Origin of the sequence: Pectinatus haikarae, from assembly GCF_015732185.1 — a bacterium.
GTDB classification, from domain to species: domain Bacteria; phylum Bacillota; class Negativicutes; order Selenomonadales; family Selenomonadaceae; genus Pectinatus; species Pectinatus haikarae.
In genome coordinates, this window is record NZ_WIQM01000008.1 from 74,002 (window position 1) to 91,665 (window position 17,664).

The window sequence follows — 17,664 nt, forward strand, 5'->3', positions numbered from 1 at the left end:
AACCGTGAGATATGTTTAAGATAGATACTCTAAAAGGACACGATCGCATGTCCACACAGGATTTACTGCTCGCTGTCGGCAGTGCCGTGGCAAACGGCGAAACTGATTTTGAAATAGCGGCTTCCGGTCAGCATGATATCGGCGGTCCGTTATGGCATCCCGAAGGAAAGACGCTTCATTTCCACGTCACCAATGCCGGTCAGCGGCTCGGCTCAATGTGTCTCAATAATACAGAAATTATTGCCGATGGGTCAGTATCCGCAGATGTAGGCTGGCTCAACGCCGGCGGGAAAATAGTGGTAAAAGGAGACGCCGGTGACACTGCAGGCCATTGTTCATCAGGCGGCAAAATATACATCGGCGGGCGCGGCGGCACACGCACGGGATCTTTGATGAAACACGATCCGCTCTATGAAGAACCCCAGCTTTGGATATTGAAAAATGTCGGCAGCTTTGCCTTCGAATTCATGGGTGGCGGACGTGCCGTGGTCTGCGGCTTCGACAGCGAAGAATTTGATTCCGTACTGGGCGAGCGTCCCTGTGTAGGTATGGTAGGCGGCACTGTATATTTCCGCGGTCATTCACATGATCATCCTGCCGATATTCTTCTTGAAGAACTTGATAAAGATGATATTGCCTTTCTTGCGGAAGGCATGGATAAATTCCTAGAATCGATCGGCAAGGAAAATCTGCATAATGACCTTTCCGATTGGAGTCAATGGCATAAGCTGCGTCCTCTTACCTTTGATGAAAAGCAGAATGCAGATACAAAGCATACTGACATGCGTTCTTTCCGTCTCAATGAATGGATCAAGGGTGGTATGTTCAGTGATGTTGCCGTTGATGATTTTGCCGTCAAAAATCTGGTAGAAAAAGGTCTTTACCGCCAGCATATTCCGGTCTGGAACAATGCCAAATACGCAGCACCATGCGAATTTGCCTGCCCGGCACATATCCCGACACAGCTGAGATATAAATTGCTCCGCACCGAAAAGCAAGAAGAAGCAACCAAACTGATTCTTGAATATACCCCGTTTCCCGGTTCGGTATGCGCCTCTGTCTGTCCCAATCCGTGTATGGATGCATGTACACGCGCTAAGATAGATCAGTCTGTCCAGATCGGTCCTTTGGGTTTTCAGTCCGTATATGCCAAACTTGATATAACCTCGAAAAAAACAGGCAAAAAAATAGCTGTCATAGGCGGCGGTGTTGCCGGGCTTGGAGCCGCATGGCAGCTCATCCAGCGTGGTCATGATGTAACTGTATACGATGAGGATGATCATATCGGCGGTAAGCTTGAACAAGTCATTCCGCGTGCACGTCTTCCGCATGAACTGCTGCAGGCAGAGCTTAAGCGAATCGAAGATGCCGGTGTAAAATTTGTTCCCAAATTCAAAGTTGATGCCGAAAAATTTACCGCTATAAGACAAAACAATGATGCGGTGGTTTTAGCCACCGGCGGTCATAAGTCAAGATTTTTCCCTTGGGAAGGCGCCGAAAAACTGACAATGGGCCTGACCTTCCTGAAAGCTATAAACCGCGGGGAACACCCCTATGTGGGCAAAAATGTTATTGTTATCGGCTGCGGCAATTCCGGTATGGACACAGCTCGCGGAGCTTACGATATGGGTGCTGAAAAAGTCACATGCATCGACGTGCAAAAACCGGCTGCTTTTCAAAATGAAATCGACCATATAGAACAAATGGGCGGCGAGCTTATATGGCCTTTCATGACTTCTAAAATAACCGATGAGGGGATTTATGATAATGCGGGAAAATTCATAGCAGGCGACATGGTCATCGTTTCTATAGGTGAAGCGCCTATCTTGGATTATCTGCCGCAGGATGACAAAATAAAAAAATTCCGCGACTGGCTCGTTCCCGGTAAGGACAATACCATTTTAGACGGAATATTTGTTGCCGGCGACGTGATAAAACCGGGCAGACTGGTAGATGCTATCGGTTCCGGCAACAAAGCCGCCTATTATGCGGATGCCTATGTAATGCGTAAAGATGTTCCCGCTTTTCCCGAAAAAAGAGAAGTTCCTGCCGATATGCTTGGCAAAGAATATTTTGCAAAATATCACCATGAAGATTTACCGGAACCGCTCGGTGATGTAGATCGCTGTGTAAGCTGCGGTACTTGCCGTGACTGCAGGACATGCCTTGACTCCTGCCCTGAAAAAGCTATTGACCGCATCGATCACGGCATGGGTATTATTGAATACAGATCAGATCCCGATAAATGCATAGGCTGCGGTATTTGTTCCGGTGTCTGCCCCTGCGGCATTTGGGAGCTCAATGACAATCCCGAACCTATAAAGATGTATCGCACCGGCAGCAAAGCCGAATAATATCTCCAGCGGCTGGTACTCTCTCATATATTTGATGCTGTCTGACATTCGGACATTCTAAATAAACAACCACATAACGGATAATACCGTCAACTAAAAAATGACACCTCGCTTTGATCCATATGAACCGACCTCCAAAAGTTAGCTTTAAACTCTAACGATTGGAGGTCGGTTTTATTATGCCAAAATATGTAGCAATATAAACAGCCCGTTTTACAATATGCCTATCACAACGAACATGGTAATGAATGGCATCCATAAAAACAACGGCATATACCTCTGCTAATGGTCTTTCCTACCATTCTTTAACTAAGGGCATTATCTTGTCTGTTATACGACTGATGGTGCTGTCAGATATTTCCAGGCCATATAAATTTTGCATATGCGATTGTATATCACTGGTAGTCATTCCTTTTGCATACATAGAAATAATTTTTTCTTCCATATCCTGAGTGACAGTGTTCTGATATTTCTTTACAATCTGTGGTTCATATTCGCCATTACGATCTCGTGGAACAGCAAGATTCATATCTCCATAATGAAAGGAGGCCTTGTTGTTATGAAGATCGTTTACACTATCTGTTGCGGCATCGATGTTCACAAAACTTTTCTCGTTGCCACAATCGGTATCTGCTCTGAATCCTCCCGTGCTTGCCTACAAAAAGGAACGCTTAAGTGTTATGAACGCATATATGAAACGACGCGGTAAGAAAAGAGCAATAATCGCTATTGCGCGCATGATCATGACAGCCGTTTATCATATGTTCCAAACAGGTGAAACATTCAATCCTGTTGATTTACCCAAAATTGATATGCCTCCAGAAATGCGTGAAAATCAGAAGAAAACAGCTGTTGCAGAAGCTGTAAGGTTTCTTAAACGACAAGGGCTGTTACCTGATACATTTTCTGAAGTCTGTACCTAGCCTAAAAAACAGGTACTAATTAAGATGTATTAAAGTTTGCCTTTTTTAATATGAACCAAGTTTAAATGTTTTCACGCTATCCCTCATGACATTTTTAACATCTGCACTATCACGAACATTGGTATTAGTATCCTTTAAATAATTTTTCATCATTTCCCGCATTGCTGTTTTTTGGGTACTTTCATTTTTCCTGCTCATAAATAAAACCTCCAAACTGATTTTATATTACATCAGCTTGAAGGTTTACACAATCTATGAAGAAATCCTTTCCATGTTATCCTTGCACTTATTATTGCGGCATCTTTTTCCCTCTCATCTTTACAGATTTATTATATTCTATTAGACCGAGATGTTACAACTTTATTATACTGCAACAGTACAGGTCATTTTTCTTCATATTCTTTTTTCAAATTTCTTAAATCTGCAGTGGTAACTTGTCTCCATTGCTGGATTACTTGACTTGAAATAGGTATGCGTATCTTTTTTTCATTTTCAGTACTAATCAAAAGAGTTATGTTTGCATTGGGAACATACAATTCATCCAGAAAATGAATATTACCAGTTGTAACACTAAAAGTATCTTTAGAATAAGAACTAATTTTTTTAAGATTAACTATGCTTGTTTTTCCATTTAAATTCAATTCAAAAGAAGGAGGCCTCTTTTTAGAAATAATAAGTGGCATGTTTAATTTAAAAGTAACATTGAACCATAAAGATGTATCACTACCAAATAAAGAGGCTAATCTATATTTTGTGACATAAAAGCTAATTGATTCCTGTCCATCTATCGAATTCATAATATATTTACTACTGCATCTTAAAATACTGCTCAATCCTGCTAAATCTCCACCTTCCCCAAAGCTAGTTGTAAATTCCGGATCTTTTTTAATAAAGTTGCTAAAATAATCTACATAGGGATTATATACTTCAAACATATTGTATGCTTTAGCAGTATTGTCTACTTCCTTTTTAGCAATATTTTCATCTCTAGATGATTGTGCCTCTTCAATTATCTCAGAATGTGATGCATTTTCAACAGATTTAGCAACAATTGGAACTGTTTGTTTTATTTGTCTTGTAGGAGTCAAATGTACAATTGTTTCAGCACTAGTTGAAGAAACAATAGACAAAAATCCTACAAGTATGCATAATATACGTGTTTTGTGAATTTTATTTGGCAATATCATAAACAACACCCCCAATATAATAAGATGCATAAGGATTATATTCAATGTTTTTTAACAATTTCCTTTGATTTGATAAATATCAAAATTATAAATAGCGTATGACCATATAAAAGGCCTTATTTACAAAGGCGCCTTCCTGATATACCTTGCAATGAATCGCATCCAAAAGGATAACTGCATAGGTATTCAACGGACGGTTCTGCCGTTTCTTGATCAAATGCATGAGCTTATAGGTTACGTTAGGATCAAAGTCGGCGATATTCTATTTGACCTCTATCTTAAGAACAGCTTCCTGTGTCTGCAAGTTTTTAGCCAATCGTTTCACTTTTTCATCCATATTCGTTATAGCAAGGACAGTTGTTATCCTTTTCCCTTCTTTTTTTATATATTCCGCATCAAAGCTTATGAGTTTATCCCCGCGCTTTACCAGGTCTGCTTCTTTTACATACGCCGTAAAACCTTTTCCCTCCAGCTCCACTGTATCCAGTCCGATATGAATGAGTATTTCCACGCCCTCAGCTCTTATAGCAACGGCATGTTTTGTTTTTGCCAATATGGCTATTTCCCCGTCACACGGTGCCGAAATAAAATTCTCATCCGGCTCGACGGCAAAACCGTCTCCCATCATTTTCGCAGAAAACACCTCATCTTCCACTTCTGTAATATCGATTACTTTGCCTTTTATCGGTGAAAAAACTTCAATTTTCTTCTTATTAAATAAACCGAACATCATTTGTTCCTCTCTTTCTTCTTTCCCTGCATAGCTAACAAAAAAGCTGTCCCTTTATTATTACGTTTTTTATCCGCACATCTTCACCAAAAACGACAATGTCAGCCTGTTTGCCTTTTTCTATAGAACCTATTCTATCATACATACCTAATTCCTGCGCCGGATTTTTCGTTGCCAGCTCAATAACTTCCGGCAGTCCTGCATTATTATTTACCGCAAAATTTGCTATGGCTCTGTCCATCGTCAATACACTTCCGGCAATAGTTTTATCTGCCAGCACTGCCTTTTGCCCTTTGACAAAAACCTTCTGCCCGCCCAATTCAGACTCGCCGTCTCCCAGCATACACGCTCTCATAGAGTCCGTTATCAATATGATCCTGTCTTTATCCTTGGCACGGTACAGCATGCGCTGCAATGCCGGATGTACATGGACATTATCAGCAATGAGCTCACAGTACGCGTTTGTATCCATAGCGGCTCCCGCTATACCCGGTTTGCGATGGTGCAGCGGCGTCATTGCATTAAACAGATGTGTCACATGTGTAATACCCTGTTCTTTTATAGCCTTTACCGCCGTATCATAATCCGCGGAGCTGTGTCCGATCGATACGATAATATTATTTTTACGGCATTGCTCCACAAATGTGCAGTCATCGTGCAGCATCTCCGGAGCTATTGTAATCATACGTATAACATCCTTGTATTTTTCTATTTTTGCAAAATCAGCAGCGGCTATATCTTCGGCGGCTTGCGCCCCCTTACGTTCACTGTTGATGAAAGGTCCTTCCATATGGCAGCCGAGTACGGCGGCGCCTTTACCATCATCATTTTTAACAAAATCTTTTATACAGTCAAGCGCTTTATATATTCTGGGGAAATCATAGGTCATGGTAGTCGGCAGAAAAGCTGTCACTCCTGTTTCTGCTTGATACTTTCCTATATTCTTTAATGCTTCATGCGAATTGTCCATCACATCAAAGCCCGCACAGCCATGTATATGCATATTTATAAAGCCCGGCCCGATATAGCTTCCCTCCGCGTCCAGAATTTCTTCTGTCTGCTGCTGACAAAAACGCCGCATCGGTAAAATATCTTCTATTTTTTCATTATAAAGCACTGCATGCTCGCTCATTATTTTAAAATGCCCGTCCCGATCTGGTATCAGTACACGTCCGTTAATAATTGCCTTCATATTTCCTCCCTGTGTCACCGTTTTAGTATCGTATTTATTTCCTTGGCAATACTCTCGGCCCGCGTGCCCACGATCACCTGTATATTTTGCCCTTTCCTGACGACTCCCTTCACACCGAGCGCCTTTAGTGATTTTTCATCCACCAGTGCCGCATTTCTAACATTGATCCTCAGTCTGGTGATGCATGCTCTGACTTCTTCGAGATTGTCAGCACCTCCCAGCTTCGTAATCAGCTCCGGTACATATAATACCCCAGTTTCCGCATTTTCCACCGCTTCTTCGGAATAACGCCCGACGGTATGGATATCAAAATATCTTATGGCCCAGCTGAATATTATGTAATAGACAACACCAAAGATCAGGCCAATCGGTATTATCAGAACAGGGTTCGTTGCAATACCCCAATTGAGTATATAGTCAATAAAGCCTGCCGAAAAACTGAAACCATGCAGTATACCTGCACTGTATGCCGCCGCAAGTGCCAGACCGGTAAGGATAGCATGAACGACGTACAATCCCGGTGCCAAAAACATAAACATAAATTCTATAGGTTCCGTGATACCTGTGAAAAAAGACGTAAAGGCCATGATCAGCAGCATGACTTTTATCTTTGTTCTGTTTTCCGGTTTGGCTGCATGATAGATTGCCAGTGCAGCTGCCGGCATACCAAACATCATCATAATATAAAAACCTGCCATAAACATGCCGGCATTAGGATCACCTGCGAAAAAACGGCTGAGATCTCCGGTAACCGCCACTCCGTCAGCGGTGGTATAATTACCTGAAATAAACCAGATGAAGCTGTTTAGGATATGATGCAGCCCAATCGGTATAAGCAGCCTGTTAAGCAGACCGTAAATAAAAGCACCCACAGCGCCTGCATTTACTATCCACACGCCGAGACTATTTATAACATTCTGACACGGCTCCCAGACAATACTAAAAACAGCGGCCGATACAGCTGCCAGCAGTGCAGTAATTATGGGAACAAGCCGAGTTCCGCCGAAAAAGCCTACACATTCGGGGACTTTTATGCAATGAAATCTGTTATATAAAAAGCCTGCCTCGATACCGCTCACGATTCCCGCCAAAACTCCCATATCCAGATTTTCATCAATAGCTTTCATTCCAGCTGTAAGCACCAAATAGCCGATCGCACCGGCCAGCGCTGCTGCTCCATTATTATCGCGCGCAATACCGATTGCCACCCCTATAGCGAAAATAAGTGCTATATTCGTAAAAATCGTCTCTCCCGCCTTCATTATAAAAGGTATATTAAATATATCGGGTGCGCCCAAACGCAAAAGTAAAGCCGCAGCCGGAAGCACCGCAATAGGCAGCATGACCGCCCCGCCTATACGTTGCATTCCGCCAAACCATTTATCCATTATTTTTCTCCCATATGTAAAAATATTCCCGCCAATTGTTATCATAAATAATATTATTTTATTGTACTCCGACAATAGGACAGTGACAATATAATTATTTATATTGCCTTTTCAGGCATAAAAATACACCTTGGCTTGAGTAATTTTTCCTTCAATCCCAGGTGTATGCATCTTACTATTTATTTTTAAACTGAGCCACAGCTTTAAAGGCATTACGGGCAGCGATCTCTGTTTTTTCTATATCTTCATCATTATGCGCACCGCTCATGAACAAGGTTTCAAACTGAGAAGGCGCCAGATATATCCCCTGTTCCAGCATTGATCTAAAGTATATTTTAAAAGCCTCCTGATCGGAAGCCGCCGCCGTTTCATAATCATAAACTTCACCGGCATTGAAAAATATACCAAACATTGAACCGGCCTGATGGGCCTGTATTTTTATCCCTGCTTCCTTTGCGGACGCCTGCATGCTGAGAAGCAGTCTTTTTGTTTTCAATGTCAAAATGCGGCTGTAATCAGGCTGCCCGTCTTCAGGGTCCATAGTCAGCAGAGACAGTGTGACAATTCCCGCCGTCATAGCCAGCGGATTGCCGCTCAATGTTCCGGCCTGATAAACCGGTCCCTTTGGTGCCACCATATCCATTATTTCTTTCTTTCCGCCATATGCGGCAACGGGCAGGCCGCCCCCTATTATCTTACCGAGACAGGTCATATCGGGAACTATTCCGTAAGCCGCCTGTGCACCTCCCAATGATGCCCTAAAACCGCACATAACTTCGTCAAAAATCAAAACAATACCATTTTTTTGCGTCAAATCACGCAAAGTACGCAGATACCCCTGCTTTGGCAAAACAAGGCCCATATTGCCGGCGACAGGCTCGACTATCACAGCAGCGATCTCTTCTGCCCGTTCTTCCAAAACTTTTTTTATAGCTTCACTGTCATTATATGGTACGGTAATCGTATCCTGCGCTGTCCCTTTTGTCACACCCGGACTGTCAGGCACACCGAAGGTAGCCGCACCTGAACCGGCTTTGACCAGCAGACTGTCACCATGTCCGTGATAGCAGCCGATAAACTTGACGATTTTATCCCGTCCGGTGTATCCTCTGGCGGCACGCAGAGCACTCATGGTAGCCTCTGTTCCCGAATTTACCATCCGTATCTTTTCAATGGAAGGATAAACTTGCATGACAAGCTTTGCCAGCTCGCTTTCAAGCAAAGTCGGCGCTCCGTAGCTTGTTCCCTTTTCGACGGCTTTTTGCAGTGCCGCCACCACCTGAGGATGTGCATGTCCCACAACCATCGGTCCCCACGAGCCGACATAGTCAATATATTCATTTCCGTCTATATCATATATTTTGCTTCCCTTTGCATGATCAATAAACGGCGGATCACAATCCACACTTTTATAAGAACGTACCGGACTGTTCACACCTCCCGGCATCAGGGTCTTCGCTTCGCTGAAAGCGGCATGAGATTTATCCAAATGAAGCATACATTTCCCAACTTTCCTCTATAATATTACTCTAAATCTGCTATTCGCTTTCGCGCAGCCATTTTGCCGCATCAATGGCATGATAGGTTATGATACTGTCGGCACCTGCCCGCTTCATACTGGTCAGTGTCTCCAGCACGATGCGTTTTTCATCGATCCAGCCATTTTGGGCGGCAGCCTTCACCATCGCATATTCTCCGCTCACATTATAGGTGACAAGCGGCAGATTTATATGTTCCCTGACACGTCTCACTATATCGAGATATGATAATGCCGGCTTGACTATGATCATATCCGCGCCCTCGTCCAAATCAAGGTCCACTTCCTTCATAGCCTCAAGCGCATTTGCCGGATCCATTTGATAAGCACGCCGATCACCAAAGGAAGGTGTAGAATCAGCCGCATCCCTGAAAGGACCATAGTAGGCTGAAGCATATTTTACGGCATATGACATAACAGATATATTAATAAAGCCATCATCATCAAGCGCCTGGCGGATTGCCGACACTCTGCCATCCATCATATCAGAAGGGGCAACGATATCAGCGCCTGCTTTTGCCTGACTCACGGCAACTTTCTGCAAAAGTTCAAGAGTCGCGTCATTGTCCACATAGTGTCCGCACAATTTACCGCAGTGTCCGTGCGAAGTATATTGACAAAGACATACATCGCCCACGATCACCATTTCCGGTACAGCCTGTTTTATGGCAGTTATCGCGCATTGCACGGGACTTTGCATATCCCATGCCGACGAACCGATCTCATCTTTATATTCCGGCAAGCCAAAGATCTCCACTGCCGGAATGCCCAGTGCCCATATTTCTTTTGCGAGCTTCACCGCATTATCCACGGAAATACGGTAACAATTAGGCATACTCGGTATTTCCTCCATGACATTTTTGCCTGCCACTACAAATATAGGATAAATAAAATCCTTTGCGGAAATTTCTGTTTCCCTGACCATCGAACGGAGAGCAGGAGAGATACGCATGCGGCGCGGACGTAATTTTTGCGGAAATTTACTTTCTTTCATGATCATCAAGAGAGTATTCGGCTCTCTTTGTCACCTCTTCTTACGAAAATATTGAATCTGATTCATATTATAGCACAGTATCATCTGTTTAACAGATTTTTACCTGTCTTTTTCCAATATATCGATATCACTCTTCGGTTATGTATTCTGCGTGAAACGAGCCAAAAATTCCTTTGTCCTTTCATGTTTGGGACTGCCAAAAACTTCCTGCGGTGTGCCATCTTCAACAATAACTCCGTCAGCCATATAAATAACACGCGTCGATACATCTCTGGCAAATGCCATTTCATGCGTTACGATTATCATTGTAAGACCTTCCTCGGCAAGTTCACGCATTACTTCCAATACTTCTCCCACCATCTGCGGGTCCAGCGCAGAAGTAGGTTCATCAAACAGGAGGATCTGCGGTTTGATGGCCAGTGCCCGCGCTATTGCCACACGCTGTTTCTGTCCGCCTGACAGTTGATCAGGCCGGGCATTTATGTACTGTGCCATACCTACCTTTTCCAGATATTTCATGGCTGTTTGTCTTGCCTCTTCCCTGCTCCTTTTCAAAACAGTGACAGGACTTACCATGCAATTTTGCAGGACAGTCATATTCGTGAATAAATTAAAAGACTGAAAAACCATTCCTACCTTTGTCCTGTACAAAGCAATGTTGTTGCTTGTATCCAGAACATTCTTGCCTTCAAAAATGATGTCTCCTGATGTGGGCATCTCCAAAAGATTTATACAGCGCAGCATCGTTGATTTTCCTGAACCGGAAGCACCTATCACGCTTATCACGTTTCCCTGACCGACTTCAAAATCTATATCCTTAAGTATTTCCCGCTCACCAAAATATTTGACCAGATGATTTATTGCCAAAATAGGCTTTTTCTTTTCTGTAGTCAATTTATTTCCCTCCCATTTTCGTACCGTTAGGAAATATGCCGCTCGGATCAGCCATCGGATCGCCGACCAGCTGATAATCCGCCGAACCGGCCATTCTGCGTTCGAAATAGCGTAAAATACGTGATGCGGCAAAAGTCATAATAAAATAAATCACACAGGTAACAAAAAAGACTTCAAAATATCGATAATATACACCCGCCGCAGATTTAGACGCAAAATAAAGCTCTGTGACCGAAATAACATTCAGTACTGATGTATCCTTTATATTTATAATAAGATTATTGCCGATCTGAGGCATTATATTTCTAAGTGCCTGAGGCAGGACAACTGTGTACATCGTCTGGAAATGGTTCATTCCTATTGCCATGGCAGCTTCGGTCTGCCCTTTATCAATAGAAATTATACCGCCGCGCACCGTTTCCGCCATATAAGCTCCCGTATTCACCGAAACCACCAAAAATCCCGCCAGCATAGCTGACATATCGATGTTAAAAACAGCCATTGATCCGTAATAAACCACCATGGCCTGAACTATCATAGGTGTCCCGCGAAAAATCTCTACATAGGCTGCCAAAACAAACTGGACTGCCCTGTTCAGTATTTTAAGTCCCGTATTTGTTCTTTCTGTAATAGGTACTGTTTGCACAATTCCCACAAAAAGACCGATAGCACACCCGATGAGTGTGCCCACTATAGCCAGCAGCAGAGTCACGCCAGCTCCCTGCAGCAAAGCACCGCCGTATTGATTAATGATGAATACAACCCAGCCGAAAAAAGTTGTCGGCATATCCGCTGTCATCAAACCACTCCCTTAACAAAGATTACAAAAAGTCGCAAAAAACTAAACATATTATACTATGTTTACCGCAATTAAACCATAAAAAAATATGAGGGGCAGTTTTTACACCGCTCCCTCACATCTTTGTGCCATCTTCAGATCATTTAGCCAAAGGCTGGTCCTTTATTGCTTCTTCCATCATTTTCGCACGGTCATCTTCATTGATCTTTGCAAGCTGTTCATTTATCTTCTGCAGCAGCTCACTGTTGCCTTTTTTTACCGCTATGCCCATTTCCACATCTTCCGTGGATGCTTTGAATCCGCCTTCATCTTTAAAGTCCAGCATTTTTAGATCGGGATTGGCATAAGCCGCCGCCATGGCTGTAGGTTTGTCCAAAACCAAAACGTCTACCTTGCCGGAAGTCAAAGCTACCACCATCCCCGGCACATTATCAATTGCCGGCTGCTTATCAGCATTTGGAATCTGATCAATCAGATCATACCATACCGTATTGAGCTGAGATGTTGCCACTGCGCCTTTTAAATCAGCAACACTTTTTGCTTCGGCATACTTGCCGTCTTTTTTTACAAGAGCAACGATCGAAGCATTATAATATACGTCGGAAAAGTCCACTGTTTGTTTGCGTTTTTCAGTTATGCTCATACCGGCGATTACAGCATCTATTTTACCTGTATTAACAGCCGGAATCAATCCGTCCCATTCCATCTTATGAATTTCCAGCTTATAGCCCATGCCGTCCGCGATCTTTTTAGCCATTAAAATATCATATCCCATGGCATATTGGTCCGCATCCGCTATTTTTACCGCTCCGTTAGCATCGTCATTCTGCGCCCAGTTAAATGGGGCATACGCGCATTCCAGTCCCACACGCAGTACTTTTTTGTCCGAATCGGCAGAACCGCCGCAGCCGGCAATCAAAGCTGTGCCGATAGTCAGCACACATACAGCGATTATAGCCGCAATTTTCTTTGTCACTTTCATAAACCGCATCCACCCTTTTAAATAATTTACCAGATTATTACAATAATATAATATTTTTTCATTATAACAACGCATAGTTTGCTTGTCAATTCAATCTATTCACTCATAAAATCTGCGGACAGCGTCTATCAAACCGGCAATAGTATACTTCTGTGCAACAACATCAGGTTTTATTCCATTTTCACGGCATGTTTGTGCCGTGATAGGCCCAATGCAGGCCACAACAGCATTATTGATCAATTCTGTCTTGTTGCCAAGCAGCTTAAGAAGATTCGTTACGGTAGAGGAGCTGGTGAATGTAATAGCATCTATTTCTCCCGCCGCCAGCCTGCCTTCAATATCGTCATCAGATGATGCAGCAGTCACTGTTTTATAGCATTGGACTACATCCACCCTTGCGCCGGCCTTAGTCAGCTCATCTGGAAGTACAGATCGTGCCTCTTTGGCTCTGGGAATGAGTATTTTTGTCCCTTTTTCGATACGTGTTCCCAGCTCTGCCAATATACCTTCCGCGCAAAAGTCATACGGTACAACATCCGCTCTGATGCCGCAACGGCTGAGTTCCTTTTCCGTACTGCTGCCGATAGCCGCTATATACGCTTTTCCCAAAGCACGTGTATCCAGTTTCTTATCAGCCAGACGTTCAAAAAATCTCGCCACGCCATTTACACTGGTGAATACGATCCAATCATATGTACTGATATTTTCAATGGCATTATCCAGCCCTGCAAAATCATCATCCGGATCTTCAATACTGATGACAGGTGCTTCCACACATGCGGCACCATACTGTTCCAGTCCTTCTGTCAATTTTGAAGCCTGCTCTCTTGCCCTCGTGACCAGAATTTTTCTGCCAAACAGCTCCTTATTATCAAACCATCTCAATGAATCCCTCAAGTTGACGACATCGCCGACTATAAAAACAGCCGGCGGCTTAAGTCCATGCTTTTCCACATCAGCCGCGGCATTTTCCACAGTAGTCACCAATACTTCCTGCTGAGCCTTAGTTCCCCATCTCACAAGGGCTGCCGGAGTTTCCGGTTTTCTGCCGTTTGCGATAAGCTGTTTGGTTATATGCGGCAGATTGCCTACTCCCATCAAAAATACCAATGTGTCTATGCCGACCGCAAGATTACGCCAATTTATCCCCGACGCACTGCGGGTCGGATCTTCGTGACCGGTGATGACAGCAAATGATGCCGCCACTTTACGGTGTGTAACCGGTATTCCGGCATAAGCAGCCGCGGAAATAGCCGACGTGACACCCGGAACTATTTCAAACGGCAGTCCATTCTCTCTGAGAGCCAGTGCTTCCTCACCGCCGCGTCCAAACACGAAAGGATCGCCGCCTTTTAACCTGGCTACCGTTTTTCCTGCCCCGGCTTTATCCACCAGCAGCTGATTTATTTCTTCCTGCCGCATCGTGTGCTTGTCTGCCTGCTTTCCCACATATATCAGTTCCGCTCCGTTCGCGGCATAAGCAAGTAATTTCTTATCGGCTAAATAGTCATAGACTATTATGTCAGCCTTTTTTATGCATTCTGCTCCCTTTATTGTCAAGAGTCCGGCATCGCCCGGTCCGGCACCTATAAGATAAACAATTCCCGCCATTTTTTCCTCCGCACTAATATCAAGATATTATTTTCCGCAATATGCAAAACCAATCTGCCTAATCGCACAGAAGTCCTATTTCCTGCATAATTGCCAGCCCACCTTCATCAAGCAGTCTTTCTGCCGCTTTTCTGCCGAGTTCAGCTGCGGAAGAAACCGGACCTGACTCTCTGTCATGAAACAACTGTTTTCCGTCCAAGGATGCTATTACTGCCTCCACAGTGATCACTCCGTCGGCAGCGACGGCATGCACTCCCACAGGCACCTGACAGCCGCCTTCCACTCTTGCCAGAAAAGCTCTCTCAGCGATTGCCTCCTGCCATGATTTTTCATCATGCAGGAACTGCAGCAGATCACGCATTGCATCATCATCCTCACGCGCTTCAACTGCCATAACTCCCTGCCCCACTGCCGGCAGGCAGAGACTCTTTGGCAGCAATTCCCGTATCTTTGCTCCAAACCCTAACCTTTTAAGTCCCGCTGCCGCCAGGATGATCGCATCAAAATATCCCTGTTCCAATTTTTCCAGCCTTGTATTTACATTGCCGCGCAGACTGCCTATCTGAAGATCCGGTCTCACATGCAAAAGCTGCGCCTTGCGCCTGAGGCTGGAAGTACCCACTCTTGCGCCTTTCGGCAGAGAAGTAAATTTTTCATATTTGATGCTGACAAACGCGTCGGCAGCATCGGCCCGTTCTGTTACAGCCGCCAAAACAAGTCCGTCCGGCAGCTGTGTCGGCATATCCTTAAGACTGTGTACAGCTATATCGATTTCACCTTCGAGCATGGCAGTTTCTATTTCCTTGGTAAAAAGACCCTTGCCGCCTATTTTTGCCAGCGGCACATCAAGAACTTTGTCCCCCTTGGTAGTAATATGCAAAAGTTCCACAGTTTTTTCCGGATACTTTTTCCGTATGCAGCCTGCAATATACTCAGCCTGCCACAAAGCAAGCTTACTGCTGCGCGTACCTATAACTATCTTGTTTTTCACTGTTCTTCTCCTTAAGCATATCCAGCTTGAATAATTTTTTCATAGCCTCTATATAAAATTCTTCTTGTACCGTTCCTGCCGAACTATTCAGCTTGGTCATAGGTTCACGAAGAAGCTTGCGCACTATCATTTTTGACATATTTTCCATGGCACGTTCCTGAGCAGGTGTAATATTTTCCAACTTATTCATAGCACGCCTCACTTCACGCCGCCTTATCCGATCCGCCTTGTCCGTCAGCAGAACCATCACCGGTCTGAACGACAGATAACGAAAACGTTCCACAAGATCATCGACTTCCTCAGCTATTATTTTATCCGCAACTTTTGCTTCTTCGCCGCGCCGTTTTATATTATCCTCCACCACAGCTTTTAAATCATCTATATTATATAAAAGCACACCTTTTATATTAGCGACATCCGGATCAACATCACGCGGTACTGCTATATCAATAAATATCAGCGGCCGCCCTTTTCTTCTGGCCATAAACTGCTGTGTTTCCCACGGCTTTACCACATAATGAGGCGCCCCTGTGGACGTGACAACTATATCTATTCCCTCCGCATTGGAAAAAGCCTTATCAAACGGTACTGCCTTCCCGGCAAATTTTTCTGCAAGCATACGTGCTTTTTCAATGTGTCTGTTTGCTATATATATCTTCTGTATTCCCTTGCCCAGAAGATTTTTTGCTGTCAATTCCGCCGTTTCGCCGGCACCATAAATAAGCGCAGAAGAATTGCCGAGGCTGCCGCCGAATACTGTTTTGGCAAGTTCGACCGCAGCATAACTGACCGATACGGCATTATACGCTATATGCGTTTCGGTGCGTACTCTCTTTCCCGTGGTTATCGCCCGATGAAACAAAGTATTGAGAACCGTACTCGTTGCCGAATTTTCTCTGGCGACGGCATACGCCTTTTTCACCTGGCTCAATATCTGTCCTTCTCCGATGATCAAAGAATCCAGACTGGACGCCACCTGAAACAAATGCCTGATACATGCATAATCAGGATAATAATACAAATAGCAGTCGATCTCATCTTCATTGCCGGTCAAATCAAAAAGGAACTGCTTCAATATATCTTTTCCGTCATCGCCGTCATCCAAAACCGCATAAATTTCACTGCGATTGCATGTAGATAAAATCACAGCTTCCAATATCGCTCCGTAATCGTCTATATGGCGAAGTCCGTCAATAACGCTTTCCTGACTGATAGAAAATTTTTCACGCACATCAACCGGTGCCGTTTTATGATTGAGGCCCAAAACTGCTAATTGCATTACGAATCTTATCCTCCGCTTCTCCAAGCTTACCTTCACGTACCATTTTCAATATATTCTCATCAAGTGTGCTCCGCCAAAACTCTTCCCGCTCCCGGAATGTCGGTATCACGGTCATTGCTTCCTTTCTCAGCCCTGCCATTATCTCGATGAACGGTGCATACCCCGCATCAAGGAACTTCTCCAGTTCCCGGCGTATTTCCCTCGCCATGGCAGGACTTTTGCCGTTTGTTGATGAAGTCACCAGCAGATCACCGCGTCTTATAACAGCCGGCATAGCAAAATCACATAAAGAAAGCCTGTCCACAACATTTATCAGAATACCTTCTTTTTTTGCCTCGGCTGCGACTCTTCTATTTATCTCTTCGTCATCAGTAGCACAAACGGCCAGAAAAAAGCCTTTTATATCACCATCCTCATATGATTTCTTCACCCAGGCAAAAAGGCCTTTCTCATACATGGAAAAAAGCTTTTCCGTAATGTCCGGAGCAATGACAGTAACCGCGGCAGCGGCTGACAAAAGCCCTTCTATTTTACGATAAGCGACCTCTCCTCCGCCAACGACCACACAGGCTTTTTCATCAAGGATCAAATTTACCGGATACAAACGTCACACCTCTTTTATTTACGAATAACATTCATTATTTTATTATATAACAAACTATAAAACATTGCTATGATATTATAGTTTTTTGACGGAAAAGCTGTATATATATTATCACAGACGCACAAAAAAACCGGAAACCAAATTGGCTTCCAGCTTCTTCAAAAAATATCATGCCGCTAAAAACAAGTCATGCAAA

General features: G+C 43.9%; 16 protein-coding genes and 1 pseudogene. 2 read left to right on the plus strand and 15 right to left on the minus strand.

The window, feature by feature from the left end; all coding sequences use genetic code 11:
• Positions 1–11: 11 nt before the first annotated feature.
• Complete coding sequence (locus I6758_RS04590; protein WP_196604032.1) at positions 12–2,354, plus strand: FAD-dependent oxidoreductase; 2,343 nt, start codon at positions 12–14, stop codon at positions 2,352–2,354.
• Positions 2,355–2,508: 154 nt separating this feature from the next.
• Here the strand turns inward: I6758_RS04590 and I6758_RS14875 are convergent.
• Positions 2,509–2,955 (minus strand): annotated as a pseudogene (locus tag I6758_RS14875) (transposase).
• Here I6758_RS14875 and I6758_RS04605 point away from each other — a divergent pair.
• The gene (locus I6758_RS04605) at positions 2,948–3,277 is read left to right on the plus strand and encodes a hypothetical protein (protein ID WP_196604035.1); all 330 of its coding nucleotides are present in this window, start codon (positions 2,948–2,950) and stop codon (positions 3,275–3,277) included. The pseudogene I6758_RS14875 and the gene I6758_RS04605 sit on opposite strands and share 8 nt — an antisense overlap.
• 45 nt (positions 3,278–3,322) lie before the next feature.
• Here I6758_RS04605 and I6758_RS04610 read toward each other — a convergent pair whose 3' ends face one another.
• The 14 genes from I6758_RS04610 to I6758_RS04675 form a co-directional block, all read right to left on the minus strand.
• Positions 3,323–3,475, minus strand: a complete 153-nt coding sequence (locus tag I6758_RS04610; RefSeq protein ID WP_196604036.1) for a hypothetical protein — start codon at positions 3,473–3,475, stop codon at positions 3,323–3,325.
• 185 nt (positions 3,476–3,660) lie between these two features.
• A complete protein-coding gene (locus I6758_RS04615) occupies positions 3,661–4,464 on the minus strand; it encodes a hypothetical protein (RefSeq protein WP_196604037.1) in 804 nt (267 codons plus the stop codon).
• A gap of 262 nt (positions 4,465–4,726) precedes the next feature.
• Positions 4,727–5,194 carry a PTS sugar transporter subunit IIA gene (locus tag I6758_RS04620; RefSeq protein WP_196604038.1) on the minus strand — a complete coding sequence of 156 codons (468 nt, stop codon included), beginning with the start codon at positions 5,192–5,194 and terminating at the stop codon, positions 4,727–4,729.
• Positions 5,195–5,228: 34 nt separating this feature from the next.
• Entirely contained in the window at positions 5,229–6,386 is a 1,158-nt protein-coding gene (gene nagA, locus I6758_RS04625) for an N-acetylglucosamine-6-phosphate deacetylase (RefSeq protein ID WP_196604039.1), read from the minus strand.
• A 14-nt stretch (positions 6,387–6,400) separates the two neighbouring features.
• Positions 6,401–7,774 (minus strand): PTS transporter subunit EIIC, encoded by a 1,374-nt coding sequence (locus I6758_RS04630; RefSeq protein ID WP_196604040.1) that lies wholly within the window; start codon positions 7,772–7,774, stop codon positions 6,401–6,403.
• A 175-nt stretch (positions 7,775–7,949) separates the two neighbouring features.
• Entirely contained in the window at positions 7,950–9,272 is a 1,323-nt protein-coding gene (gene hemL / locus I6758_RS04635; protein ID WP_196604041.1) for a glutamate-1-semialdehyde 2,1-aminomutase, read from the minus strand.
• Positions 9,273–9,312: 40 nt separating this feature from the next.
• A complete protein-coding gene (hemB, locus tag I6758_RS04640; protein WP_231038513.1) occupies positions 9,313–10,311 on the minus strand; it encodes a porphobilinogen synthase in 999 nt (332 codons plus the stop codon).
• A gap of 132 nt (positions 10,312–10,443) precedes the next feature.
• The gene (locus I6758_RS04645) at positions 10,444–11,175 is read right to left on the minus strand and encodes an amino acid ABC transporter ATP-binding protein (protein ID WP_196604467.1); all 732 of its coding nucleotides are present in this window, start codon (positions 11,173–11,175) and stop codon (positions 10,444–10,446) included.
• Between the two features lie 25 nt (positions 11,176–11,200).
• The gene (locus I6758_RS04650) at positions 11,201–11,998 is read right to left on the minus strand and encodes an amino acid ABC transporter permease (protein WP_196604042.1); all 798 of its coding nucleotides are present in this window, start codon (positions 11,996–11,998) and stop codon (positions 11,201–11,203) included.
• 139 nt (positions 11,999–12,137) lie between these two features.
• Positions 12,138–12,980 (minus strand): transporter substrate-binding domain-containing protein, encoded by an 843-nt coding sequence (locus tag I6758_RS04655; RefSeq protein ID WP_196604043.1) that lies wholly within the window; start codon positions 12,978–12,980, stop codon positions 12,138–12,140.
• A 99-nt stretch (positions 12,981–13,079) separates the two neighbouring features.
• Positions 13,080–14,591 (minus strand): uroporphyrinogen-III C-methyltransferase, encoded by a 1,512-nt coding sequence (cobA, locus tag I6758_RS04660; RefSeq protein ID WP_196604044.1) that lies wholly within the window; start codon positions 14,589–14,591, stop codon positions 13,080–13,082.
• Between the two features lie 58 nt (positions 14,592–14,649).
• Complete coding sequence (gene hemC, locus I6758_RS04665; protein WP_196604045.1) at positions 14,650–15,582, minus strand: hydroxymethylbilane synthase; 933 nt, start codon at positions 15,580–15,582, stop codon at positions 14,650–14,652.
• Positions 15,545–16,861: a glutamyl-tRNA reductase gene (hemA, locus tag I6758_RS04670; RefSeq protein WP_196604046.1), complete on the minus strand. Its 1,317-nt coding sequence runs from the start codon at positions 16,859–16,861 to the stop codon at positions 15,545–15,547. The genes hemC and hemA overlap by 38 nt, the downstream gene beginning before the upstream one ends.
• Entirely contained in the window at positions 16,830–17,468 is a 639-nt protein-coding gene (locus I6758_RS04675; protein ID WP_196604047.1) for a precorrin-2 dehydrogenase/sirohydrochlorin ferrochelatase family protein, read from the minus strand. Before I6758_RS04675 ends, hemA begins: the two co-directional genes overlap by 32 nt.
• Positions 17,469–17,664: the final 196 nt, after the last annotated feature.